This is a genomic window from Streptomyces sp. NPDC018833, assembly GCF_044390825.1.
Classification (GTDB): Bacteria; Actinomycetota; Actinomycetes; order Streptomycetales; family Streptomycetaceae; genus Streptomyces.
The window spans coordinates 201,613-225,845 of record NZ_JBIRZM010000004.1 but is presented as its reverse complement, the minus strand read 5'-3'; the positions used below and the strand labels follow the sequence as shown (position 1 = coordinate 225,845).

Annotated in this window: 19 protein-coding genes and 2 pseudogenes; 17 read left to right on the top strand and 4 right to left on the bottom strand. The window is 71.2% G+C overall.

Going from position 1 to position 24,233, the window contains the following annotated elements:
• The first annotated feature begins 9 nt into the window (after positions 1 to 9).
• Entirely contained in the window at positions 10 to 990 is a 981-nt protein-coding gene (locus ACH5AF_RS10815) for a proline dehydrogenase family protein (protein WP_398901211.1), read from the top strand.
• A 59-nt stretch (positions 991 to 1,049) separates the two neighbouring features.
• On the top strand, positions 1,050 to 2,681 hold the full coding sequence (gene pruA / locus ACH5AF_RS10810; protein ID WP_398901210.1) for an L-glutamate gamma-semialdehyde dehydrogenase: 1,632 nt from the start codon (positions 1,050 to 1,052) through the stop codon (positions 2,679 to 2,681).
• A 58-nt stretch (positions 2,682 to 2,739) separates the two neighbouring features.
• Here pruA and ACH5AF_RS10805 read toward each other — a convergent pair whose 3' ends face one another.
• Entirely contained in the window at positions 2,740 to 3,621 is an 882-nt protein-coding gene (locus ACH5AF_RS10805) for an alpha/beta fold hydrolase (protein WP_398901209.1), read from the bottom strand.
• Between the two features lie 156 nt (positions 3,622 to 3,777).
• On the opposite strand from ACH5AF_RS10805, the gene ACH5AF_RS10800 reads away from it, so the two are divergent.
• Positions 3,778 to 4,344 carry a GNAT family N-acetyltransferase gene (locus tag ACH5AF_RS10800; protein ID WP_398901208.1) on the top strand — a complete coding sequence of 189 codons (567 nt, stop codon included), beginning with the start codon at positions 3,778 to 3,780 and terminating at the stop codon, positions 4,342 to 4,344.
• A gap of 76 nt (positions 4,345 to 4,420) precedes the next feature.
• Here the strand turns inward: ACH5AF_RS10800 and ACH5AF_RS10795 are convergent, their stop codons facing one another.
• On the bottom strand, positions 4,421 to 5,446 hold the full coding sequence (locus ACH5AF_RS10795; protein ID WP_398901460.1) for a zinc-binding dehydrogenase: 1,026 nt from the start codon (positions 5,444 to 5,446) through the stop codon (positions 4,421 to 4,423).
• 295 nt (positions 5,447 to 5,741) lie between these two features.
• Here ACH5AF_RS10795 and ACH5AF_RS10790 point away from each other — a divergent pair, with 295 nt between their 5' ends.
• The 3 genes from ACH5AF_RS10790 to ACH5AF_RS10780 all read left to right on the top strand — a co-directional run bounded on the left by ACH5AF_RS10790 (position 5,742) and on the right by ACH5AF_RS10780 (position 8,343).
• Entirely contained in the window at positions 5,742 to 5,870 is a 129-nt protein-coding gene (locus tag ACH5AF_RS10790) for a hypothetical protein (RefSeq protein WP_285427585.1), read from the top strand.
• An 82-nt stretch (positions 5,871 to 5,952) separates the two neighbouring features.
• Positions 5,953 to 6,996, top strand: coding sequence for a 3-isopropylmalate dehydrogenase (locus ACH5AF_RS10785; protein ID WP_398901207.1), 1,044 nt, complete (start codon positions 5,953 to 5,955; stop codon positions 6,994 to 6,996).
• Positions 6,997 to 7,254: 258 nt separating this feature from the next.
• Complete coding sequence (locus ACH5AF_RS10780; RefSeq protein ID WP_398901206.1) at positions 7,255 to 8,343, top strand: branched-chain amino acid aminotransferase; 1,089 nt, start codon at positions 7,255 to 7,257, stop codon at positions 8,341 to 8,343.
• A 99-nt stretch (positions 8,344 to 8,442) separates the two neighbouring features.
• Here the strand turns inward: ACH5AF_RS10780 and ACH5AF_RS10775 are convergent, their stop codons facing one another.
• Complete coding sequence (locus tag ACH5AF_RS10775; RefSeq protein WP_398901205.1) at positions 8,443 to 9,864, bottom strand: cytosine permease; 1,422 nt, start codon at positions 9,862 to 9,864, stop codon at positions 8,443 to 8,445.
• A 141-nt stretch (positions 9,865 to 10,005) separates the two neighbouring features.
• On the opposite strand from ACH5AF_RS10775, the gene ureA reads away from it, so the two are divergent.
• The 8 genes and pseudogenes from ureA to ACH5AF_RS10735 all read left to right on the top strand — a co-directional run bounded on the left by ureA (position 10,006) and on the right by ACH5AF_RS10735 (position 18,871).
• Positions 10,006 to 10,692, top strand: coding sequence for an urease subunit gamma (gene ureA / locus ACH5AF_RS10770; protein WP_398901203.1), 687 nt, complete (start codon positions 10,006 to 10,008; stop codon positions 10,690 to 10,692).
• Positions 10,692 to 12,374, top strand: a complete 1,683-nt coding sequence (locus ACH5AF_RS10765) for an urease subunit alpha (protein WP_398901202.1) — start codon at positions 10,692 to 10,694, stop codon at positions 12,372 to 12,374. Before ureA ends, ACH5AF_RS10765 begins: the two co-directional genes overlap by 1 nt.
• An 8-nt stretch (positions 12,375 to 12,382) precedes the next feature.
• On the top strand, positions 12,383 to 13,399 hold the full coding sequence (locus ACH5AF_RS10760; RefSeq protein ID WP_398901201.1) for an agmatine/peptidylarginine deiminase: 1,017 nt from the start codon (positions 12,383 to 12,385) through the stop codon (positions 13,397 to 13,399).
• A gap of 43 nt (positions 13,400 to 13,442) precedes the next feature.
• On the top strand, positions 13,443 to 13,952 hold the full coding sequence (locus ACH5AF_RS10755) for a hypothetical protein (protein WP_398901200.1): 510 nt from the start codon (positions 13,443 to 13,445) through the stop codon (positions 13,950 to 13,952).
• A 38-nt stretch (positions 13,953 to 13,990) separates the two neighbouring features.
• Positions 13,991 to 14,593 (top strand): TetR/AcrR family transcriptional regulator, encoded by a 603-nt coding sequence (locus tag ACH5AF_RS10750; protein ID WP_398901199.1) that lies wholly within the window; start codon positions 13,991 to 13,993, stop codon positions 14,591 to 14,593.
• A 774-nt stretch (positions 14,594 to 15,367) separates the two neighbouring features.
• A complete protein-coding gene (gene cimA, locus ACH5AF_RS10745; protein WP_398901197.1) occupies positions 15,368 to 16,981 on the top strand; it encodes a citramalate synthase in 1,614 nt (537 codons plus the stop codon).
• 56 nt (positions 16,982 to 17,037) lie between these two features.
• A pseudogene (locus ACH5AF_RS10740) lies at positions 17,038 to 17,500 on the top strand (hypothetical protein); the annotation flags it as partial.
• 9 nt (positions 17,501 to 17,509) lie between these two features.
• Positions 17,510 to 18,871, top strand: a complete 1,362-nt coding sequence (locus ACH5AF_RS10735) for a hypothetical protein (RefSeq protein WP_398901196.1) — start codon at positions 17,510 to 17,512, stop codon at positions 18,869 to 18,871.
• Positions 18,872 to 19,177: 306 nt separating this feature from the next.
• Here ACH5AF_RS10735 and ACH5AF_RS10730 read toward each other — a convergent pair whose 3' ends face one another.
• Positions 19,178 to 19,798: a YceI family protein gene (locus tag ACH5AF_RS10730; RefSeq protein ID WP_398901195.1), complete on the bottom strand. Its 621-nt coding sequence runs from the start codon at positions 19,796 to 19,798 to the stop codon at positions 19,178 to 19,180.
• 428 nt (positions 19,799 to 20,226) lie between these two features.
• On the opposite strand from ACH5AF_RS10730, the pseudogene ACH5AF_RS10725 reads away from it, so the two are divergent.
• The 3 genes and pseudogenes from ACH5AF_RS10725 to ACH5AF_RS10715 form a co-directional block, all read left to right on the top strand.
• A pseudogene (locus ACH5AF_RS10725) lies at positions 20,227 to 21,623 on the top strand (NPCBM/NEW2 domain-containing protein); the annotation flags it as partial.
• 321 nt (positions 21,624 to 21,944) lie between these two features.
• A complete protein-coding gene (locus ACH5AF_RS10720; RefSeq protein ID WP_398901194.1) occupies positions 21,945 to 23,546 on the top strand; it encodes an acyl-CoA carboxylase subunit beta in 1,602 nt (533 codons plus the stop codon).
• A gap of 27 nt (positions 23,547 to 23,573) precedes the next feature.
• Positions 23,574 to 23,783, top strand: coding sequence for an acyl-CoA carboxylase subunit epsilon (locus tag ACH5AF_RS10715; RefSeq protein ID WP_398901193.1), 210 nt, complete (start codon positions 23,574 to 23,576; stop codon positions 23,781 to 23,783).
• Positions 23,784 to 24,233: the final 450 nt, after the last annotated feature.

Sequence of the window (24,233 nt, the reverse complement as noted above, 5' to 3'; positions counted from 1 at the left end):
AGGTGCCCCGTGCTGGGTCCTGCGATCCTCGCCGCGTCCCGCAGCGACAAGATGCGCCGTTTCGTGTCGGCCGCCCCGGGGACGAAGCAGGTCGTCGCCCGGTTCATCGCCGGTGAGACGGTCGACCAGGTCATCCCGGTGGTCCGGAACGCCGCCGCCAAGGGCCTGGAGGTCACGCTCGACGTCGTCGGCGAGGACATCACGACCCCGGAGCAGGCCGCCGCCGCGCGGGACGCCTACCTGGAGCTCATCGAGCACCTCAAGGAGCTGGAACTCGGCAGCCGGGCCGAGATGTCCGTCAAGCTGTCGATGTTCGGCCAGTCCCTCCCGTCGCCCACCACCGCCCTCGACGATGGGCCCTCCGGGCCCGCAGCCGCATTCCCGGGCGGCCACGACCTCGCCCTCGCCAATGTCCGCCCGGTCGTCGAGGCCGCGGCGGCGATCGGCACCACGGTCACGCTCGACGCCGAGGACCACACCACCCTCGACTCGATGTTCGCCATCCACGAGGAGCTGCGGAAGGACTTCCCGCAGACCGGCTGCGTCATCCAGGCGTACCTCCACCGCACCGAGGAAGACGCCCGCCGGCTGGCCGCCAACGGCAGCCGGGTGCGCCTGGTGAAGGGCGCGTACAAGGAGCCCGCCTCCGTCGCGATCCAGGACAAGGGTGAGATCGACAAGGCGTACGTCCGCATCCTGAGGATCCTGATGGAGGGCAGCGGGTATCCGATGATCGGGTCCCACGACCCGCGCCTGATCGCCATCGGCCAGGAGCTCGCCCGCAGCGCCGGGCGCAAACTGGACGAGTACGAGTTCCAGATGCTGTACGGGATCCGCAGCGACGAACAGGTCCGGCTCGCCGCCGAAGGACACCGGATGCGCGTATACACCGCGTACGGCACCGACTGGTACGGCTACTTCATGCGCCGCCTCGCCGAGAAGCCGGCCAACCTGCTGTTCTTCGTGCGCTCGCTGATCACCAAGAACTGACCCCGGAACCGATTCGAGGGCCGAGCCCTCCCCACCCTCGCAAAGGAGTCACCGAACTCATGGACGCTGTCACCCAGGTCCCCGCGCCGGTCAACGAGCCGGTGCACGGCTACGCCCCCGGTTCCCCCGAGCGCGGCCGCCTCGAGGCCAAGCTCAAGGAGCTCGCCGAGAACCCGATCGAGCTGTCGATGACCATCGGTGGCGTCAAGCGGCTCGGTGGCGGTGAGCGCTTCGACGTCGTGCAGCCGCACAACCACAAGGCCGTCATCGGCACCGGCGCGCACGCCACCCAGCAGGACGCGCAGGACGCGATCGACGCCGCGCTCGCCGCTGCCCCGGCCTGGCGCGCGATGTCGTTCGACGACCGCGCCGCGATCATCCTGCGCGCTGCCGAGCTGCTGGCCGGCCCGTGGCGCGAGACGCTCGCCGCCTCCACCATGCTCGGTCAGTCCAAGACCGCGCAGCAGGCCGAGATCGACACCCCCTGCGAGCTGATCGACTTCTGGCGCTTCAACGTCAAGTACGCCCGTGACCTGCTCGCCGAGCAGCCCCCGGCGAACTCGCCCGGCGTGTGGAACCGCCTCGACCACCGCCCGCTCGAGGGCTTCGTCTACGCGATCACCCCGTTCAACTTCACCGCCATCGCCGGCAACCTGCCGACCGCGCCCGCGCTCATGGGCAACGTCGTCATCTGGAAGCCGTCCCCGACCCAGACCCATGCCGCCGTCCTGCTGATGCAGCTGCTGGAGGAGGCCGGTCTGCCCAAGGGTGTCATCAACCTGGTGACGGGCGACGGCATCGCCGTCTCGGAGGTGGCCCTGAACCACCCGATGCTCGCCGGCATCCACTTCACCGGCTCGACCAAGACCTTCCAGCACCTGTGGAAGACGGTCGGCAACAACATCGAGAAGTACCGCTCCTACCCGCGCATCGTCGGTGAGACGGGCGGCAAGGACTTCGTCGTCGCGCACCCGAGCGCCGACCCCGCCGTCCTGAAGACCGCGCTCACCCGCGGCTCGTTCGAGTTCCAGGGCCAGAAGTGCTCCGCGTCCTCGCGTGCGTACGTCCCCGCCTCGATCTGGAACTCGGGCTTCAAGGAGGAGTTCGCGGCCGAGGTCGACGGCATCAGGATGGGTGACGTCACCGACCTGACGAACTTCATCGGCGCCGTGATCGACGAGCGCGCGTTCGCCAAGAACAAGGCGGCGATCGACCGCGCAGCGTCCGACCCGTCCTGCACGATCGTCGCGGGTGGCACCTACGACGACTCGGTCGGCTACTTCGTCCGCCCGACGGTCATCGAGTGCGCGGACCCCGAGAACGAGGTCTTCACGACCGAGTACTTCGGCCCCATCCTCGCCGTCCACGTCTACGAGGACGACAAGTACGAGGAGATGCTGGAGCAGATGGAGTCCGTTTCGGCGTACGCGCTGACCGGCTCGATCATCGCCGGTGACCGGGCCGCCGCGGCCGACGCGATGGACAAGCTCCGCTACGCCGCTGGCAACTTCTACATCAACGACAAGTCGACCGGCGCCGTCGTCGGCCAGCAGCCCTTCGGCGGCGGCCGCGCCTCCGGAACCAACGACAAGGCCGGCGCCCCGCAGAACCTGATGCGCTGGACGCTGACCCGTGCGATCAAGGAGACGCTGGTCCCGCCGACGGACTACTCCTACCCGCACATGGGCTGACGCTCCGCCCCTCGGACACCGCCCCCTCCTGTCCCCCAAACCAGGAAGGGGGCGGTTCTCATGTGCTCACGCTCCTGGTCAGGAAGTCGTCGATCAGGGCGGCGATCTCGGGGGCGTGGGTCTCCAGCGCGAAGTGGCCCGTCGGGAGCAGATGGATCTCCGCGTCGGGGAGGTCCCGTCGGAACGCCTCGGCCCCCGCCGGGACGAAGATCTCGTCGTAGCGGCCCCAGACGGCGAGCAGGGGCACCTGACGGGTGCGGAAGAACTCCTGGAAGGCCGGGTAGAGGGCGAAGTTCGTGCCGTAGTCGGCGATGAGATCGAGCTGGACGAGGTCCTGGCCCTCCCGGGCCATCAGCGCGGCGTCGTGGTGCCAGGCGTCGGGGCTGAGCAGCGAGCGGTACTCGGCCGGGACGCCGGTCTCGTACTGCCATCGGATGCCGTCGAGCGAGCGGATCGCCCGCACCGGTTCCTCGGTGCGCGGGTTCCTGTCGGCGATCAGCGCGAGGACCGGTTCCCAGGCGTCGGTGCCGAGGCCCTCGAGGTACGCGTTGCCGTTCTGCGTGACGATCGCGGTGATGCGGTCGGGGTGGGCGAGGGCGAGGCGCAGGCCGATGGGTGCGCCGTAGTCCTGTACGTAGACCGCGAACCGGTGCAGGCCGAGCCGCTCGGTGAACTCCGCGGTGATTCCCGCCAGTTCGGCGAAGCTGTAGGCCACCTCCCGCGCGGAGGGTGCCGCGCTGCGGCCGAAGCCGAGGTGGTCGGGGGCGACGAGCCGGTAGCGGTCCGCGAGCAGCGGGATCAGGTCGCGGAACATGTGCGAGCTGGTGGGGAAGCCGTGCAGCAGGAGGATGACGGGCGCATCGGCCGGCCCAGCCTCCCGGTAGGCGATCCGGTGACCCCGGACGGTGGTCGTGCGGTGGTGTACGCGCTGCTCAGCCATGACTGGCCCCTCACCCTGCGGTTGCCGTTGATCGTCCAAGGCGACCATTGGATGCCTAACCTGTCAAGTGGAATTGAATGGTTAGAGTGGTGAGGGTGTGGCCGGCCGGGCGGGAACCGCCGCATCGTGAAGGCGTGCTGTACGAGACTGGCGGTCATGACCGACCGAGAGACGGACCTGCCCGACCCGCTGCACACCGCGCACACCTGTCAGCTACCGCCGACCGTGCTCGGCGAGATCAGGGCGATGCTGGACGCCGCGTTCGACGGCGACTTCGGCGCCGAGGACTGGGCGCACGGCCTGGGCGGCATGCACGCCTTCGTCCGCGACCGGCACGGCATCGCCGCGCACGGGAGCGTGATCATGCGCAGGGCGCTGCACGCGGGCCGTTCGTACCGCGTCGGCTACGTCGAGGCCGTCGCGGTCCGGGCCGACCGCCGACGGCAAGGGTTCGGCGGGCAGGTGATGGCGGCACTGGAGGCCGTGATCGACGGGGCGTACGACCTGGGCGCGCTGTCCGCCTCGGACGACGGTGCCGGGCTCTACCGGGCCCGCGGCTGGCGGCTGTGGCGGGGGCGGATCGAGACGCTCGGCCCCGCAGGGCCCGAGCACCTCCCGGACGAGGAGGACTCCACCTACCTCCGCCCGGCAGGCGCCGCCCCGCTGCCCGAACCGGCCGCGGGCGCTCTCGTCTTCGACTGGCGCGACGGCGACGTGCTCTGACAGCGGCCGCGCGCTGCGGCGGCGTGCTCTGACAGCGGCCGCGCGCTGCGGCGGCGTGCTCCGGCAGTGTCTCCCGCTACGGCACCGTCGTCCCCATGCCCGACCGGGCGACGAGCATCTTCCCCGTGTTCTCGCCGCGCAGCATGCCGAGGAACGCGTCCACGATCCGCTCGAACCCCTCGATGATCGTCACGTCGGGGACGGCGGCACCGCTCTGCAGATGCGGGACGAGGAAGTCCTCGAACTCCCCTTGCAGGGACCTGTGGTTGCGTACCAGGACGCCTTCCAGGCGCAGCGCCTTGCCCACCACGTCGAAGAGGTTGCGGGGCGCGGGCGGCGGCTCGGCGGCGTTGTACTGCGCGATCGCGCCGACCCATGCGATCCGGCCCCCCTCGCGCAACGAGGTGATCGCGCCCTCCAGATGGCCGCCGCCCACATTGTCCACATACGCATCGATGCCGCTCGGTGCCGCCTTGGCCAGCAGCTCGGCCACCGGGCCGTCGTGGTAGTCGAATGCCGCGTCGTATCCCACCGTCCCGGTCAGGTAGCCGACCTTGGCGGGGGATCCCACACTGCCCACGATCCGGCCGGCGCCCAGCAGCCTGGCGATGCGGCCGGCCGCCGTGCCGACTCCGCCCGCGGCGGCCGAGACGAACAGGTCCTCACCCGACTGGAGCCGCAGCGTGCGGGTCAGCGCCGCGTACGCGGTCAGCCCCGTGCCGCCGAGGATGCTCAGGTGCGCGTGGAGCGGGACGCCCGGGTGCGCCCGGAGCCTGCGGGTCCCGTCGGTGTCGGACGTCACCAGTGCGTGGGTGCGCCACCCCGCCCGGTGGAAGACGAGGTCGCCCTCGGCCAGGCCCGCGTCGCGGGACGTGAGGACCCGGCCTATGGTGCGTCCCTCCAGCGGGCTGTTCAGGGCCCAGCCGCCGTCCATCTGCTCGCGGTGGTACGGGTCCACGGACCAGTACAGGTTCTCCACCAGCGCCTGACCGGGAGCGGGTGCGGGCACCGGCGTCTCGGTGAAGGTGAATTCGGCGCCGGTGGGGAAGCCGGTGGGGCGGGCGATCTGGTGGACGGTCAGTGCGGTGTGTGTCGTCATGATCGTGACGGTAGGCAGAAACGACCGGCCGCGGCGGCACGTTCGCCCGTACGGCGACACCGCCTGGGCAGGAAGGCGACCCGTGCGGCGGGAGGTGGTCGTCTCAGATAGTAGGAAGTCCGAGTAATTGTGAAGACAGGAGCGCGTGGCTGGCCTAGCTTTGTAGGAGCCGAACGTCTCGCTCGATCCAGCGAATGGCGGCCGTGAGCCCGTGCCTGAGGCAGGCAACCCCTGCGGCACGCTCCCCGCCTCTTCCGGCGCCTTCGAAATCTCTTCTGATTCCAAGGAGTCGATCGTCATGCCCGCTGAGACCGTCCGCCGCGTCCGCCACTCCTCCCGCACCAGCGAGACCGACCGCAGGAACGCCGCCGCGGCCCTGCAGCGCGCCCTCGATCGCCGGGACAACGGCGGCTCGACCGGCCACTGATCGCCGACGCCCCGGCGCGACACAGGCGTCCACATCGTGGACGTGGCGTGTCAACCAATGGGACCGGGAGTAGGGTGCCGGCATGTCTCGCAGCCTCAATCTCGCAGTAGTCCCCGGTGACGGCATCGGCCAGGAAGTCGTGGCACAGGGCCTGAAGGTCCTCGCCGCCGTCCTCCCGCAGGATGTGAAGCTGGAGACCAAGGAGTACGACCTCGGCGCCCGCCGCTGGCACCGCACGGGGGAAACGCTCCCCGACGCGGAGCTCGACTCCCTCAAGGGCCACGACGCGATCCTGCTCGGCGCCATCGGCGACCCTTCGGTGCCGTCCGGCGTGCTGGAGCGCGGCCTGCTGCTGAAGCTGCGGTTCGCCTTCGACCACTACATCAACCTGCGTCCGTCGAAGCTCTTCCCGAACACCGCGACCCCGCTCGCCGGCCGCCCGGACATCGACTTCGTCGTCGTCCGCGAAGGCACCGAGGGCCCCTATACGGGCAACGGCGGCTCCCTGCGCACCGGCACGGAGCACGAGGTCGCCACCGAGGTAAGCCTCAACACCGCCCACGGCGTCGAGCGCGTCGTCCGTGACGCGTACGAGCGGGCCAACGCCCGCCCCCGCAAGAAGCTGACTCTGGTCCACAAGAACAACGTCCTGGTGTACGCGGGCCATATGTGGAAGAACATCTTCGACAAGGTCGGCCAGGAGTACCCCGAGGTCACCACCGACTATCTGCACGTCGACGCCGCGACGATCTTCTTCGTCACCCAGCCGGAGCGCTTCGACGTCATCGTCACCGACAACCTCTTCGGCGACATCCTCACCGACCTCGCCGCTGCCGTGACCGGCGGCATCGGCCTGGCAGCCTCCGGCAACATCAATCCGACGGGCGCGTTCCCGTCGATGTTCGAGCCCGTCCACGGCTCGGCGCCCGACATCGCGGGCACCGGCAAGGCGGACCCGACGGCCACCATCCTGTCCGTCGCCCTGCTGCTGCGGCACCTGGGCTACGAGAAGGAGGCAGTCCGCGTCGAGGACGCCGTAGCCGCCGACCTGGCCGAGCGCACCTCCGGCACGGTCCGCACGACGGACGAGATCGGCGACGCGCTCGCGGTACGAGTAGCGAGCTGACCCGCCGGACCATCTTCATCCGGGGAGTCCCCGGACCCCCCAGAAGCCGCCGGGTCGCATTCCCACCGCGCCCGGCGGCTTTTCCTGTGCGGCCACCGGGTGCCACCATCGACCCTGGGCCGCACCCACGCCGTTCCCCGACCGGTCCCACGCACGCGATAATCGAACGCGGGCCGCGTCAGTCGGCGATTGCTCGGACGTCCAAGCAGTCGGCGTGAGCGCGGTCCGTCACAACAACCGGTGAAGGACACTGCACTCATGACGACGCCCACGATCGAGCTCAAGCCCTCCTCGCACCCGCTGTCCGACGCGGAGCGCGAGGCGATCCTGGCCAATCCGGGATTCGGCCGCCACTTCACCGACCACATGGTGACGATCAAGTGGACCGAGGGCCGCGGGTGGCACGACGCCGAGCTCGTCCCGTACGCGCCGCTCTCGATCGACCCGGCCAACATGACCCTGCACTACGCGCAGGAGATCTTCGAGGGCCTCAAGGCCTACCGCCGCCCCGACGACTCGGTCGTCACCTTCCGCCCCGAGGCCAACGCCCGGCGCTTCCAGTCATCGGCCCGTCGCCTGGCCATGCCCGAGCTGCCCGTCGACCTGTTCATCGCGGCCTGTGACGCGCTCGTCGAGCAGGACAAGGCGTGGGTGCCCGCGCACGGCGGGGAGGAGTCGCTCTACCTGCGCCCGTTCATGATCGCCACCGAGGTCGGGCTCGGCGTCCGCCCGTCCAACGAGTACCTCTTCATCGTCATCGCCTCGCCTGCGGGCGCGTACTTCCCCGGCGGCGTGAAGCCCGTCTCGATCTGGCTCTCCGAGGACCGCGTGCGCGCCGTCCCCGGCGGCATGGGCGACGCCAAGACCGGCGGCAACTACGCCGCCTCCCTCCTCGCCCAGGCCGAAGCGGCCGCCAAGGGCTGCGACCAGGTCGCCTACCTCGACGCCGTCGAGCACAAGTGGGTCGAGGAGCTGGGCGGCATGAACCTGTACTTCGTGTACGGCGACAGGATCGTCACGCCCGAGCTCACCGGCTCCCTGCTCGCGGGCATCACCCGTGACTCGCTCCTCCAGCTCGCCAAGGACCTCGGCTACACGTCCGAGGAGGGCCGGGTCTCCATCGACCAGTGGCGGACCGACACCGAGAACGGCACGCTCGCCGAGGTCTTCGCCTGCGGCACCGCCGCGGTCATCACGCCCGTCGGCAGGGTGAAGTGCGCGGGCGGCGAGTGGACGCAGTCCGGCGGCGAGCCGGGCGAGGTCACGATGAAGCTTCGCAAGGCGCTGCTGGACATCCAGACGGGCAGGGCCGAGGACGTCCACGGCTGGACCCACGAGCTCGGCTGAGTCCGCTCACGAGCTCGGCTGAGTCCGCTCACGAGCTCGGCCGAGTCGGCTCACGCGCTCGGTTGAATCCGGACGCCACGAGCTCGGCCGGCGCACGGTTCACGCCCCGGGCCCCGCACCCTGCACCGCAGGCTGCGGGGCCTGCTGCGTACGGGCGCCGAGTGCGGTGTACGCGACGCCGCCGACCAGGCCGGACAGGATGAAGCTGCAGTCCACACCGCCGGTCAGGGGCAGTAGCGGACCCTCGTACAGCGGAGTGGAGACGGAGAACAGGCCGACCAGCGCGCCCAGCGCCCAGGATGCGGTGGCGCGCGGGTGCCAGCCGGCGCGGAACCAGTAGACGCCGCCGCGCGCACGCCGGTTGTAGACCTGGAGAGCCTCCGCGTCGTACTCGCCGCCGCAGCGGACGTGGGCCATCAGCGTGATGACCGCCCACGGGGTGCCGATCGCGGTCAGCAGCAGCACGAACGACGTCATCGCGGACTGCGCGTCCCACACGAAGTGACCGGCGAAGACGAACCCCGTCGCGACGACCGCGACGACGAGCGTGGCCCGGGTGCGCGTCGCCTTCGGCAGGATCGCGTCCAGGTCGAGGCCCATGGAGTACAGCATCAGACCGCCGTTGCCGACCGACCCGGCCGCCGCGGCGATCAGCAGCGGAATGACGTACCAGGCGGGGGAGGCGGCGACCAGCGGCCCCGCGTAGTCCAGCCCGGCGCGGGCGGCGAGCGCGGTGTACGTACCGAACAGCTGCGGCACGAGCAGGCCGGCCGTCAGGCCCAGACATGTCGCCCGCAGGACTGTCCGCGGGTTGTGCCGTTCGGGTGAGATGTAGCGGGTGTAGTCGCCGAGCAGGGTGATGAAGGCGATGGGGCCGCTCAGGCCGGCGGCGACGGCGGACAGCAGCCAGGTCGGCCAGAACGAGCCGAGCAGGTAGGGGTTGTCCGGCGGGGCGGCGGTGGTCAGATCGGGGGCGTAGGCCACCAGGCCGAGGAGCAGCAGTACCGTCATGCCGACCGCGAGGATCCGGCTCAGGCGCAGCAGCAGCCGGTAGCCGTACACCGCGCCGATCACCGTGCAGGCGGCGAGCAGCGCGTAGACCACGGTGTGCGCGACCCCGCCGGTGGACACCCCGGCGATCCGGGCCAGCGTCCCGAGCATCACGTCGCCGCCGATCCACAGCGTCAGGGCCGTGTATCCGAGCGAGAGCAGCAGACCGACGACAGAGCCGACGAGGCGGCCACGGACGCCGAAGGCCGCGCCGCTGGACGTGGAGAGATTGGTCGCCGTCCGCAGGGACACGAGGGCGAGCGGGGCGGTGACCGTGACGCCCACGACGGTGCCCGCCACCACGGAGGTCACCGCGGGCCACAGGCCGAGGCCGAAGGAGACGGGCAGCCAGCCGAAGACGATCACCCCCAGGCAGAGGTTGGATCCCAGCAGGATCGATATGAGGTCCCTGGGGGTGCTGGTGCGCTCCGACTCCGGAATGGTGTCCACTCCGCGCTGTTCCACCGGCATGCGGCTCGCCTCTCGCTTGGTGTTTGAGTGGTGCTCTAATTGAACGCTGCTCAATGTGAGCTATACCCCGGTGTAAGTCAACGGTTTCGTTCGATGGTGACACCTTGTTAGAGTGACACTCAAACATGGAGGTGTGGTGACGTGAGACTGACCCCGACCGAGCGGGACCGGCTGCTGCTGTTCGGTGCCGCCGAGCTGGCCCGTGCGCGCCGTGCCCGCGGACTGCGGCTCAACGTCCCCGAGGCGACCGCGCTCATCGCCGACACCGTCTGCGAGGCGGCCCGCGACGGCCGGCGGCTCGCCCAGGCGATCGAGGCGGCCCGCTCGGTGCTCGGCCCCGACGACGTCCTGCCCGGCGTCGCGGACGTCGTCACCGAGGTCCACGTCGAGGCCGTCTTCGACGACGGCTCCCGGCTCGCGGTCGTCTCCGACCCCGTCGGGGCGCCCGGCAGAGGCGAGCAGGCCCCCGGTGCGCTGCTGCCTGGCCCCGCACACGACGAGCCCGAGCCGGCCCTGCGGCTGACCGTGCGCAACACCGCGACCGTGCCCGTCAGCGTCACCTCGCACTTCCACTTCTTCGAGGCGAACCCGCGCCTGCGCTTCGACCGGGCCGCCGCCTACGGCATGCGGCTCGCCGTCCCGGCCGGCTCGTCAGTCCGCTTCGACCCCGGCGGCGAGGCCGAGGTCGGTCTGGTGCCCATCGGCGGCGACCGCATCGCCATCGGCTTCGCGGGCCTGGTCGACGGCCCGCTGGACGCGCCCGGTGCGAAGGAAGAGGCCCTGCGGCGTGCGGCGGCCTGCGGCTACCTGGGAACGGAGGCCCCCTGATGGACCCCTACGAGTACGCATCGGTGCACGGGCCGCGCGCCGGGGACCGGGTCGTCCTCGGCGACTCGGGACTGGTCGTGCGCGTCGAGTCGGACGCACAGAAGCCCGGCGACGAGTTCCTGGCCGGCTTCGGCAAGACCGCCCGCGACGGACTGCACCTCAAGGCCGCCGCCGTACGCGAGACCTGCGACGTCGTCATCAGCAACGTCCTAGTGATCGACGCCGTGCAGGGCATCCGCAAGGTCTCGATCGGCATCCGCGAGGGCCGTATCCACGCGATCGGGCGGGCCGGCAACCCGGACACGCTCGACGGCGTGGACGTCGTCGTCGGCACCGGCACGTCGATCGTCTCCGGCGAGGGCATGATCGCGACCGCGGGTGCCGTCGACACCCACGTCCATCTGCTCTCCCCGCGGATCATGGAGGCCTCGCTCGCCTCCGGCGTCACCACCGTCATCGGCCAGGAGTTCGGCCCGGTGTGGGGTGTGGGCGTCAACTCGCCCTGGGCGCTGCAGCACGCCTTCAACGCCTTCGACGCCTGGCCCGTGAACGTCGGCTTCCTGGCGCGCGGTTCGTCCTCCGACCCGGCGCCGCTGGTGGAGGCACTGGCAGAGGGCGGCGCGTCCGGTTTCAAGGTCCATGAGGACATGGGCGCCCACACCCGGGCGCTGGACACGGCGCTGCGCGTGGCCGAGGAACACGACGTGCAGGTCGCCCTGCACAGTGACGGCCTGAACGAATGCCTGTCCGTCGAGGACACCCTGCGCGTCCTCGACGGCCGGACGATCCACGCCTTCCACATCGAGGGCTGCGGCGGCGGACACGTACCCAACGTCCTGAAGATGGCAGGCGTGCCGAATGTCATCGGTTCCTCCACCAACCCCACGCTGCCCTTCGGCCGGGACGCGGTCGCCGAGCACTACGGCATGATCGTCTCCGTTCACGACCTGAAGACCGACCTGCCCGGGGACGCGGCGATGGCCCGCGACCGGATCAGGGCCGGGACGATGGGTGCGGAGGACGTGCTGCACGACCTCGGCGCCATCGGCATCACGTCCTCGGACGCGCAGGGCATGGGCCGCGCGGGCGAGACGGTGCGCCGCACCTTCGCCATGGCCGGGAAGATGAAGGCCGAGCTCGGGCCGATGGACGGCGACGGGGCGCACGACGACAACGCGCGCGTCCTGCGCTACATGGCCAAGCTGACCATCAACCCCGCCATCGCCCACGGTCTCGCGCACGAGATCGGCTCCATCGAGGTCGGCAAGATGGCCGACATCGTGCTCTGGCGGCCGGAGTTCTTCGGCGCCAAGCCGCAGTTGGTCCTCAAGTCCGGCTTTCCGGCCTACGGCGTCACCGGTGACCCGAACGCCGCCACCGACACCTGCGAACCGCTCGTGCTCGGCCCGCAGTTCGGCGCGTACGGGGCCACACCGGCCGACATCTCGGTGGCGTTCGTCGCCCAGGCGGCCGTCGACCTCGGGGGCGACGGGATGCCGACCCGCCGGCGCCGGGTGGCCGTGCGCGGCACGCGCGGCATCGGGCCCCGCGACCTGCTGCTCAACTCCCGAATCGGAGACGTGTCGGTGGACGGCAGGACCGGGCTGGTCTCGCTGGACGGCGAACCGATCCGCTCCGAACCCGCTGAAGCCATTTCCCTCAACCGCCTCTACTTCCTCTAGGACGTGACGTGACCTTCCGCATGCCGGCCGAATGGGCCCCGCACGAGCGCACCTGGATGGCCTGGCCCGGCCCCAACCCCACGTTCGGAGACGACGGGGACCTGGCCGAGGCCCGGGCCGCCTGGGCCGCGGTGGCCAGAGCCGTACGCCGCTTCGAACCGGTCACCGTGATCGCGGGCACCGGGCAGTCGTCCTCCGCCCGCGACCTGCTCGGCCCGGAGATCGAGGTCGTCGAACGGGACCTGGACGACGCGTGGATGCGCGACATCGGCCCCACGTTCGTCAGCGACGGCACGCGGCTCGCGGCGGTGGACTGGGTGTTCAACGGCTGGGGTGCGGCGGACTGGGCGCGCTGGGAGCACGACTCCAAGATCGCCCGCCATGTGGCCGACCTCGTGGACGTCCCCGTCCACGCCTCCCCGCTGGTCAACGAGGGCGGCGCGATCCACGTCGACGGCGAGGGCACCGTCCTGCTCACCGACACGGTCCAGCTCGGCCCCGAACGCAACCCCGGCTGGACTCGGCAGCAGGTGGAGGACGAGATCCACGCCCGCCTCGGCACGACAAAGGCGATATGGCTGCCGCGCGGCCTCACCGGCGACTACGGCATGTACGGCACCCGTGGCCATATCGACATCGTGGCCGCGTTCGCCGGCCCGGGCGTCGTCGTCGCCCACACCCAGCCCGACCCGGCGCATCCCGACCATGAACTCGGCAAGGCGAACGTCGAGCTCCTGAAGGCGCAGACGGACGCGAAGGGCCGCCGGATCGAGGTCGTGGAGGTTCCGGCGCCCACCGTGCTGCGCGACGAGGACGGCGAGTGGGTCGACTACTCGTACATCAACCACTACGTCTGCAACGGGGGAGTGGTGCTGTGCGCCTTCGACGACCCGCGGGACGAGATCGCGGCCGGCATCTTCCGCCGGCTCCACCCCGGCCGGACGGTGACGCTGGTGGACGCGCGGGCGATCTTCGCGAGCGGCGGCGGCATCCACTGCATCACACAGCAGCAGCCGAAGGTCTGATATCCGCTGGCGGCGGCCGCGGGCCGCGTGTCAGCCTGCGGCCATGCCCGCTGTCGAACCCGCGACGGACCCCTACCGCATCCAGGCCTGCTACGCCGTGACCGACGACGCGTGGTACCTGGAACTGTGGGAGGCCGGTGCCCACCTGCTCACCGCGATCGTGCCCGACGAGGATCCCCGCCGGGAGCCGACCGTCTGCTTCAACGAGCAGGCGGGCCACCGGGACATCCCGTACGACGTGGTGCGCCGCTTCATGGAACGGGTCGCGGACGAGGTGGAGCGCTGCCGGGGCTGGATGCGGCTCGCGCCCGGACTCGTGGAGATCATCCGCCAGTTGTACGTGGTGTTCTCGGGCTGCCTGGACGACGAGGAGATCCCACCGCTGCTCGTCGTGCTGCGCGAGCTGGTGGACGAGGAGTCGCTCGGCACCGTGGTGGAGGCCGCCTTCGGGACCGGCCTCGCGGACCTGGCCGCGGACGCGGGCAGCGCCTCGCCCGAGGAGGTCCGGGCCCTGAAGGAACGGATGGCGGAGGACGGGTGGACGATCAGGTAGAACGTACGAGTGAACGCATCCTTCCCGGCGGTCGCCGTATGACTCCCGCATCCCGCCGCCGCAATGTGGCGCCCCCGCGCGAGGCCCTGCTCGCCGCCGCCATGGACACCATCGCCGAGCGTGGCCTCGAAGGGCTCACCATGGCCGGGCTCGGGCGCGAGGTCGGGATGAGCAGCGGCCACCTCCTCTACTACTTCCGCACCAAGGACGAGCTCCTGCTCCAGACCCTGGAGTGGAGCGAGGGCCGGCTCGGCGCCGAGCGCAGCGCGTTGCTGTCCCGGCAGGCGCCGGCACGCGAGCGGCTCGACGCCTATGTCGACCTGTATGTGCCCGACGGACCGCGCGACCCGCACTGGACGCTGTGGCTGGAGGTCTGGAACCGCTCCCAGAGCGCCGACGCCGACGCCCGCGGCCGGCAGGCGGCCATCGAGGGCGCCTGGCACCGGGACCTGGTCGCCCTCGTCGCGGAGGGCGTCTCACGCGGCGAGTTCCGCGCGGTGGACGCCGACCGGTTCGCGGCGCGGCTGCGGGCGCTGCTCGACGGGTTCAGCGTCCATGTCGCCGTGGGGATACCCGGCACCGGGCGCGAGCAGGTGCTCGCGCATGTGCGGGAGTTCATCGAGGACGCGCTGCTGCCGTGACGGCCCGTCCGAGTGAGGGACCCGGGGCTCCGCCCAGACCCCCATGGCCGGTTGGGGGCGGCGCGCGCTGCCGGAGCTCCGCCCCAGGGCGCGTTTCCGCCACCGGGGTGCGCCCTCGAACCCGATGCTGCGCCCGCAGGCGCGATGCGGGGCCTGAAGCGGCCCGGCGGGCGGCGTCCATTGCCGGGGCTCGACCTTGACCGGTGCGGCGCCGTGTTCGGGCGCATTGCGGGCCTGGAGCCGTCTGGCGGACGGCGTCCGTGCCGGGCTTCGCTTCGCCCGCTTCGGACCTGCCCCGGGGACGGCCTCGGCCGTTCCACCGGACGCCCGGGCTGCCCACCGGCATGGCGGGCCGCTCCCGCTGCCCTGGGGGCGGGCGGTCCTCCGGATGTGCGGCTTCGGCAGGGCAGGGGAGGCTGGTTCAGCCCCGCCGGCGATTGAGAGGCCGGCCCGGGGCGACGCCCCGCGAAGGAGGCGACCGCATCGTGAGACTCCTGTCCGGCGCCGCACCCACCTGTGGCACACTGCCACCGTGCTCTCGTTCGCCATGATTATCGGCAACAGCGCGCCGGTCCGCAGTGACCGCTGACCCGTGGACAGAAATCCCGCGGCAGGCGGCACCGTGCCCCAGACCCGCGCGCAGACCTCTCGCACCCGCGAGGGGTTTTTTCGTTTTTCGGCCTCACCCATGGCCGGGAGCGAGACGCACGCGATGACGGGGGCAAGTGGAGCCAGACATTCCGGAGCCACTCATCCGACAGGAGTCAGGACAGCATGACCACCAACGCCCAGGACACCCAGGTCGAAGACAGCTTCCATGTCTTCGACACGACGCTGCGCGACGGCGCCCAGCGCGAGGGCATCAACCTCACGGTCGCGGACAAGCTGACCATCGCCCGGCACCTGGACGACTTCGGCGTGGGGTTCATCGAGGGCGGCTGGCCGGGTGCCAACCCCCGCGACACCGAGTTCTTCGCCCGCGCGCAGAAGGAGATCACCTTCCGGCACGCCCAACTCGTCGCCTTCGGCGCCACCCGCCGCGCCGGGTCGACCGCTGTCGACGACCCGCAGGTCAAGGCTCTCCTCGACTCCGGTGCCCCCGTGATCACCCTGGTCGCCAAGTCGCACGACCGCCATGTCGAACTGGCGCTGCGCACCACGCTGGACGAGAACCTGGAGATGGTCCGCGACACGGTCTCGCACCTGCGCGAGCAGGGGCGCCGGGTGTTCGTGGACTGCGAGCACTTCTTCGACGGTTACCGCGCGAACCCCGAGTACGCCAAGGCCGTCGTGCGGACCGCGCACGACGCCGGCGCTGACGTCGTCATCCTGTGCGACACCAACGGCGGCATGCTGCCCGCCCAGATCCAGGCCGTCGTCTCCACCGTCCTCGCGGACACCGGCGCCCGGCTGGGCATCCACGCACAGGACGACACCGGCTGCGCGGTGGCCAACACGCTCGCCGCGGTCGACGCCGGGGCCACGCACGTGCAGTGCACCGCCAACGGCTACGGCGAGCGCGTGGGCAATGCCAACCTGTTCCCGGTCGTGGCCGCGCTGGAGCTCAAGTACGGCAAGAAGGTCCTCCCCGAGGGCGCGCTCGCCGACATGACCCGCGTCTCGCACGCGATCGCCGAGGTCGTCAACCTGACGCCCACGACCCACCAGCCCTATGTGGGGGTATCGGCCTTCGCGCACAAGGCAGGACTGCACGCCTCCGCGATCAAGGTCGACCCGGATCTGTACCAGCACATCGACCCCGAGCTGGTCGGCAACACCATGCGCATGCTGGTCTCCGACATGGCCGGACGCGCCTCGATCGAGCTGAAGGGCAAGGAACTCGGCATCGACCTCGGCGGCGACCGCGACCTGGTCGGCCGGGTCGTGGAGCGCGTCAAGGAGCGTGAGCTCCAGGGCTACACGTACGAGGCCGCAGACGCGTCCTTCGAGCTGCTGCTGCGCGAGGAGGCGGAGGGCCGCGCCCGGCGCTACTTCCGCACCGAGTCCTGGCGTGTGATCGTCGAGGACCGCCCCGACGGCAGCCACGCCAACGAGGCCACGGTCAAGCTATGGGCCAAGGGCGAGCGCATCGTCGCCACGGCCGAGGGCAACGGTCCGGTCAACGCCCTCGACCAGGCGCTCCGGGTAGGCCTGGAGAAGATCTACCCGCAGCTGGCGAAGCTGGAGCTGATCGACTACAAGGTCCGCATCCTGGAGGGCCGTCACGGCACGGGATCGACGACCCGCGTCCTGATCTCCACGGGCGACGGCTCCGGCGGCTGGTCCACGGTCGGCGTGGGGGACAACATCATCGCGGCTTCGTGGCAGGCCCTGGAGGACGCGTACACCTACGGTCTGCTGCGCGCGGGCGTCGAGCCGACGCAGTAGCACGCAAGGGGGTGGCCCGGTGCACCGGGCCACCCGCCCCGCTCGTGTGCGCTCAGCCCTGCACCGAGGGCGGCGGCATCGCGGATGTCCTGTACGGCAAGCGGCCGTTCACCGGGCAGCTCCCGTGACGTGGCTCAGGTCCGAGGAGAAGCTGCCGGTCAACGTGGGGGACGCGTCGTCCGACCCGCATTCCCGTACGGCTGGTGGCTCATCACCTGGACCAGCACTCCGGACGGCGGCGAACACACGCTCAACGGCTCTGGCCTCACCGAGGCGTCGGCGAAGCCGTTCGCCGAGGCGGACCATCCGCTGCTGGCCGGTGACCCCACGGGTTCGGGCGCCGAGCCGACCGCGGGCCGGGGCCCACCGGACCGCCTGACTACGGCCGCAGGCTGGAGCACCCGGGAATGGGGACATCCGGGAATGCCACCGCCGGCGGTGTTTCCGCCCCCGCGCCGGTCTCCGCGCCCGAGGAACCGAGGACCTGGGACTATGTCCCCTTCGCCCCTGTTCGGGTAGCTTCGATGTATGAGGACACGGCCGTTCACTCTTGTGTCGGCCCTCGTGGGGCTGACGCTCATGCTGTTCCTGATCCTGGTCCCGGCCTCCGCCGCCAGGGCCGCAGGCTTGTCCGACGCCGCCGCCGCCCTGAAGCAGGGGCCGGTCTACGTCCACCCGGCCATGAGCGGCCAGGTCTCGCAGTCCGAGGCCACCGCGCTCGCGGAGAAGATCGAGAAGGCGGACAAGCCCGTCTTCGTCGCGGTCCTCCCCGCCACCGCGGAGTTCCCGCCGGACAACCTGCTGGTCAACCTGCGCACCCAGACCGGCATCACCGGCCTCTACGGGGTCCGGCTCGGCGACGGCTTCGACGCGGGGGCCGACCGGAGCGTGATGTCCAACCAGGCCGTCGACAATCTCGCCGCAGCGGTGCGAGACGGCGGATCCACCGACGCGTCCGAACAGCTGGAGAGCTTCGTCGACCAGGCCCTGACCCAGGTGCGCGGCAGTGCGCCGGCCTCCTGGGACCCGGGCGCCGTGGACGACGGCGTCAACGCCGGCGCCCTGATCGCCCTGGGTGCGGTCGTCGCGGCGGGCGGCGCGGGCGCCTACGCGGTCGCGCGCACCAAGCGCCGCCGCAAGGCCGAGGAGGAGCGGGCCGCGCTCGACAAGCTCCGCGTGGTCGTCGACGAGGACATCACCGCCTTCGGTGAGGAGCTCGACCGGCTGGACTTCCACCCCTCCGAGAAGGGCGCGAACGACGCCATGCGCGCCGACTACACGCGCGCCCTCGACGCGTACGACACGGCGAAGTCGCGCATGGGAGCGGCCGAGCACCCGGGTGACGTCCGCGGAGTCACCGAGGCCCTGGACGACGGCCGCCACTCCCTCGCGGTCCTCGCGGCCCGCCGTGAAGGGCGCCCCCTGCCCGAACGCCGCCCGCCGTGCTTCTTCGATCCGCGCCACGGCCCCTCGGTCAAGGACATCTCGTGGATGCCCGCGAGCGGCGCCGCGGCCCGTGACGTCCCCGTGTGCGCCGCCGACGCGGCCCGGCTCGAGGAGGGCATGGAGCCGATGTCCCGCACCGTGGAGACCGGCTACGGCCGCCGCCCCTACTGGGAGGCCGGCCCGGCGTACGGCCCGTGGGTGGGCGGCTACTTCGGTGGTGGCATCCTGCCCGGTCTGTTGCTGGGCACGATGCTCGGCAACATGCTCGCCACACCCGCGTACGCGGCCGACTACGGGGCCGGTGAGTTCAGCGGCGGTGAGTACGGCGGCGGCGACGTCTCCGGAGCCGACTTCGACGCCTCGGACTTCGGCGGCGGGGACTTCGGCGGCGGAGGCGGTTTCGACGGCGGCGGCTTCGGCGGTTTCGACGGCGGCGGCTTCTAGCCCGGCGCCCTGGCCCCTGCGGGAGCCCTGGTACCTGCGCGCGGCGCTCTCGTCCTTGCGCGCGGCGCGCTCGCCCGCACGGGAGCGGCGCGCTTCGGAGCGTGTACGGCATGCGGCGGCAGCACGTGTCGAACGCACACCTGCTGGCTGACCGACCGGACGACGAGGCCCCGGCCGGGCACCGGCTCGCGCGCCGACTGCTGTACGCGGGCGGCCTGTCACCTCATCACCAACGACCGAGCGCCCGCCGTGCCGAGCGGTCGGCAGGGCGGGCGCGCTCGTGGGTCGTGCCAGGGTGCTGGGGGGTCAGGCCGCCTGCGGTGCGTTCTTGATCGCGGAGATGTCGAACGTCAGCTTGACCTTGTCGCTGACCATCACGCCGCCGGCTTCCAGCGCCGCGTTCCATGTCAGGCCCCAGTCGGAGCGCAGGATCTCGGTGGAGCCCTCGAAGCCGGCGCGCTCGTTGCCGTAGACGTCGGTGGCCGAGCCCTGGAACTCCAGGTCGATGGAGAGCGGTCGCGTCACGTCCTTGATGGTCAGGTCGCCGGTGATCCGGTACCTGTCGCCGCCCAGCTGCTCGGCGGCGGTGGACCGGAAGGTCATCTTCGGGAACTTCTCGGCGTCGAAGAAGTCGCCGCTGCGCAGGTGGCCGTCGCGGTCGGCGATACCGGTGTCGACGCTGGCGATGTCGACGTCGATGGACGCCGAGGAGCGCGAGGGGTCAATGCCGTCGAGGCTCAGCGCGCCCTCGTAGGAGCCGAAGCCGCCGCGGACGTTGGTCACCATCGCGTGCCGCACGGTGAAGCCGATGCTGCTGTGGGCGGGGTCGATCGTGTAGTCACCGCTGAGGGCGGCGAGCGCGGGGTCGACGGTGGCGACCGCGGTGGCGGTGGCGGACTCGTTGTTCCTGCGGGTGAAGAGGCCCATGACTGCTCCTTGGGGACGAACGCCGCGAGGGGCTCCGGCGTGTTGTTTAAGCTTCAATGAAATCGACTGTAGACCTATTCCGTTCAATATTCAACATCTTCGGGGAAGTCGTTCTGCCCCTGCGGGAAGCACGGCCGCGTGGATAGGGACGCCCCGCGCGTCACCAGCCGACTTGGACTCACCGACGGGGGTTGTTGGACTGCGGCGTCCCTCGGCGCCCCGGTGCGTTGACGCCCCCGAGGGCCGGAGCTTCTCAGGTCCCCATGCCTCAAAGATTCCGCGCGGCCTGTGCCACGGCCGCCGCCTCCTGCGCCGTGCTCGTCCTGACCGGGACCCTCCAGCCGACCGCGGCCCGAGCCGACGGACCCCCCCGCCGTGACCCCGGCCGGCACCGGACCGGTCATCACCTCCGGCCCACTCGCGGTCACCGTCGCCGACTGCGCGTCGAGACCGCCGCGGGCAGCACGGCCCGTGTCCGCGTCGATGACGTCCGGGTGGTCACGAACGCGCCCGCAGGCAAGCAGGGCGCGCTCGTGCACGAGGACTTCGAGGCCGTCGACAAGGGCTGGGGTCCGTTCCTCAAGGGCGACGCGGGCGGCGCCAGCGATCCGCGCACCCACATCAGCCGACTGCACGCCCCGTACACGCAGGCCGGGTGGAACAAGAGACCGATCGACGACGTCCTCGGCGGCAAGGAGTCCCTCAAGTCGCACGACGAGAACAGCGGACTCGTCTACCGGACTGCGCCGTGGACCGTGCCGATGAAGCACGGCCGCACCTACCGCGTGGCGTACGACTTCCAGTCCAGTCACGCCGGGGCCTACGAGTGGGTGACCGGGTACGACCGGGCCACCGGTGGCTCCGTGGAGTGGCGCCGTACGCCGATCGGTGCCCGGAGCGCCACGGGGCACTTCTCCGAAACGGTCACCGCGGGCTGCGGCGGCACCTGGACGGGCCTGCGCAAGCGCGCGGACGCCCCGGACGGCGCGGACTTTGTGCTGGACGGCTTCACCGTCACCGACCTGGGCCCCGCCACCGAACAGGCCGCCTGCGGCACCCTCGCGGTGATTGCTCGCAAGACCCTGGCACCGGGCAGGAAGAACGAGGTCAAGGCCGTGTTCGGCAACGACGAGGCCACCGCCGCGGGCGACGTGGCGCTGGCGTTCGTGCTGCCCGAGGGCTGGACGGCCGAGCCAGTGGGGCCGGTGACCTTCACATCGGTCGCGCCGGGCGGCAAGGTCACCGGTACGTGGCAGGTGACGCCGCCGGCGGACGCCGCGTACCGGACGTACCCGATCGGCGCGACGGCCGCGTACACGGTCGGCGGCAGTCCCCGGAAGCTGACCGCCACGACGTCCGTGCGCACCCTTCCGCCGCCGCCCACCGCAGACACCTGGGCGAGTGACCTGGACTGGGCATCCGCCCAGAACGGCTGGGGGCCCGTCGAGCGCGACCGGTCCAACGGGGAGACCGGCGGGGCGGACGGAGGCCCGCTGCGGATCGGAGGAGTGATCTACGAGAAGGGCTTCGGCACCCACGCCCCCGCCAGGATCCGCTACTACCTGGGCGGCCGGTGCGCCTCCTTCACCGCCGCGGTGGGGGGGACGACGTCCAGACCACGCGCGGCACCGTCCGGTTCAGCGTGCTCGCGGACGGCGCCGGGAAGGCGGCCTCGCCCGTGCTGACGGCAGCCGATCCGGCCTGGTCCCTCACCGCGGACGTGACCAGCGCCGACCATGTCGAACTGGTCGTCGCCGACGGCGGTGACGGAAACGGCAACGACCACGCGGACTGGGGCCCCGCCCGCTTCCACTGCGGCGGCTGACCCGCACTTCCTCCGGCCCCACGTCCCCGTCCGTCCGCAGTGCGCGGCGGGATGGGGACAGCCGTCTTCCCGCGCCCGGTACGGTGGGTCCGCCGCCGGTGCCCGCCCCGGAAATTAACCCGACCAGCGCATGCGCGACACCTTCCTGTGAGCCGGCTCACCTCGGTCGGTGTTGTCGGACCCGCACAATGGGAGACCCGACCGAGCTGGTGGTTGGTGCTCTGCACGGATTGGTTCTGTCAAAGGCCGACAGGAGAACGGTCGCGAGACTGTACAGAGTCGACGGCATGGTTTTCTTGGCTCTCTCCGTAGGGTCGAGGCATGACCGTTTTGGACCAGACCACCAGCGAGCCGACCGACGCCGGCGAGCCGGCCGACGCGCGCGGCCGTGTGGCCGAGCTGCACGCCCTGCGCGAGGAGGCCCTGCGCGGCCCGAGTGACCGGGCGACCGAGACGCAGCACGCCAAGGGCAAGCTGACTGCCCGTGAGCGCATCGAGCTGCTGCTGGACGAGGGCTCGTTCAAGGAGGTCGAGCAGCTGCGCCGGCACCGGGCGAGCGGTTTCGGCCTGGAGGCGAAGAAGCCGTACACCGACGGCGTCGTCACCGGCTGGGGCACGGTCGAGGGCCGGACGGTCTTCGTCTACGCGCACGACTTCCGGATCTTCGGCGGCGCGCTGGGCGAGGCCCATGCCACCAAGATCCACAAGATCATGGACATGGCCATCTCGGCGGGTGCGCCGCTGGTGTCGCTGAACGACGGTGCCGGAGCGCGCATCCAGGAGGGCGTGTCCGCCCTCGCCGGGTACGGCGGCATCTTCCAGCGCAACACGCGCGCCTCGGGAGTCATCCCGCAGATCTCGGTGATGCTCGGCCCCTGCGCCGGTGGCGCGGCCTACTCGCCCGCGCTGACCGACTTCGTGTTCATGGTCCGCGAGACCTCGCAGATGTTCATCACCGGCCCCGACGTCGTCAAGGCCGTCACCGGCGAGGAGATCACCCAGAACGGCCTGGGCGGCGCGGACGTCCACGCGGAGACCTCGGGCGTCGCGCACTTCGCGTACGACGACGAGGAGACCTGCATCGCCGAGGTCCGCTACCTGCTGTCGATGCTCCCGCAGAACAACCGCGAGAACCCGCCGGCCGTCGCCTCCGAGGACCCGGCCGACCGCCGCTCGGACGTGCTGCTGGACCTGGTCCCGGCGGACGGCAACCGGCCCTACGACATGCACAAGGTCATCGAGGAGCTCGTCGACGACGGCGACTACCTGGAGATCCACGAGCGCTGGGCGCGCAACATCATCTGCGCCCTGGCCCGGCTGGACGGCCAGGTCGTCGGCATCGTCGCCAACCAGCCGCAGTCGCTGGCCGGCGTCCTCGACATCGAGGCGTCCGAGAAGGCCGCGCGCTTCGTGCAGATGTGCGACGCTTTCAACATCCCGATCGTCACGCTGCTGGACGTGCCCGGCTTCCTGCCGGGCGTCGACCAGGAGCACGGCGGCATCATCCGCCACGGCGCCAAGCTCCTGTACGCGTACTGCAACGCCACCGTCCCGCGCATCTCGCTCATCCTGCGCAAGGCGTACGGCGGCGCGTACATCGTCATGGACTCGCAGTCCATCGGCGCCGACCTGACCTACGCCTGGCCCACCAACGAGATCGCCGTGATGGGCGCCGAGGGCGCGGCCAACGTCATCTTCCGCAAGCAGATCGCCGAGGCCGAGGACTCCGAGGCCATGCGCGCGCGCATGGTCAAGGAGTACAAGGCCGAGCTCATGCACCCCTACTACGCCGCGGAGCGCGGCCTGGTCGACGACGTGATCGACCCGGCCGAGACCCGCGAGGTGCTCATCCGCTCCCTCGCCATGCTCCGCACGAAGCACGCCGACCTGCCGTCCCGCAAGCACGGCAACCCCCCGCAGTAACCCTGCGACAGGACTGGAGCCCGACCCATGAGCACTCCTACCGACCCCTCGTCCGTCGTCCGCGTCGAGAAGGGCCACGCCGAGCCCGAGGAGCTGGCGGCGATCACCGCGGTGCTGATGGCCCGCGCCGCGTCCCAGCCGGCGGCGGCGCCGACCCACCGCCGCCGCACGACGGCGGGCTGGCGCCGCCTGGAGCGCCAGCGCGGCTTCCAGCCGTCCCACAGCTGGCAGGGCTGACGCCCTGACCCGGAAGGCCCCGCACACCTGTGTGTGGGGCCTTCCGCCGTGTCCGGGGCGCAGCGAAATCTCCCACGGGGGTTGAGGTACTTCCACAGACCGGACTCCGCCCGGACCGGTACCGCCCGAGGTGGGGCCCACGCCGCCAGGCGTAGGGGAGTGCCCGCAATCTCCCTGGGCTGCGCCCGTGGGACGCCCGGCGGGCTGGATTGTGGTCGGGACGGCGGGCTGTGCCCGGGTCACTCCCCTGCGGCCTTGCGTTCCGGGGCACGTGTCGTCGGACGGGCTGGGTTCCCGGGCTCGCAGGAGTGATCAGGGCGTGGGGCCGTGTGGTGGCCGTTCCCCGCGGTTTGTGCGCCGGGGCGGGTGTCGTCGGATGGGTTGGATTTGCGAGCTGCAGCGGCGATCGGGGCGTGGGTCCGGTCGGCGGAGGCCGTGCCCGGCCATTCC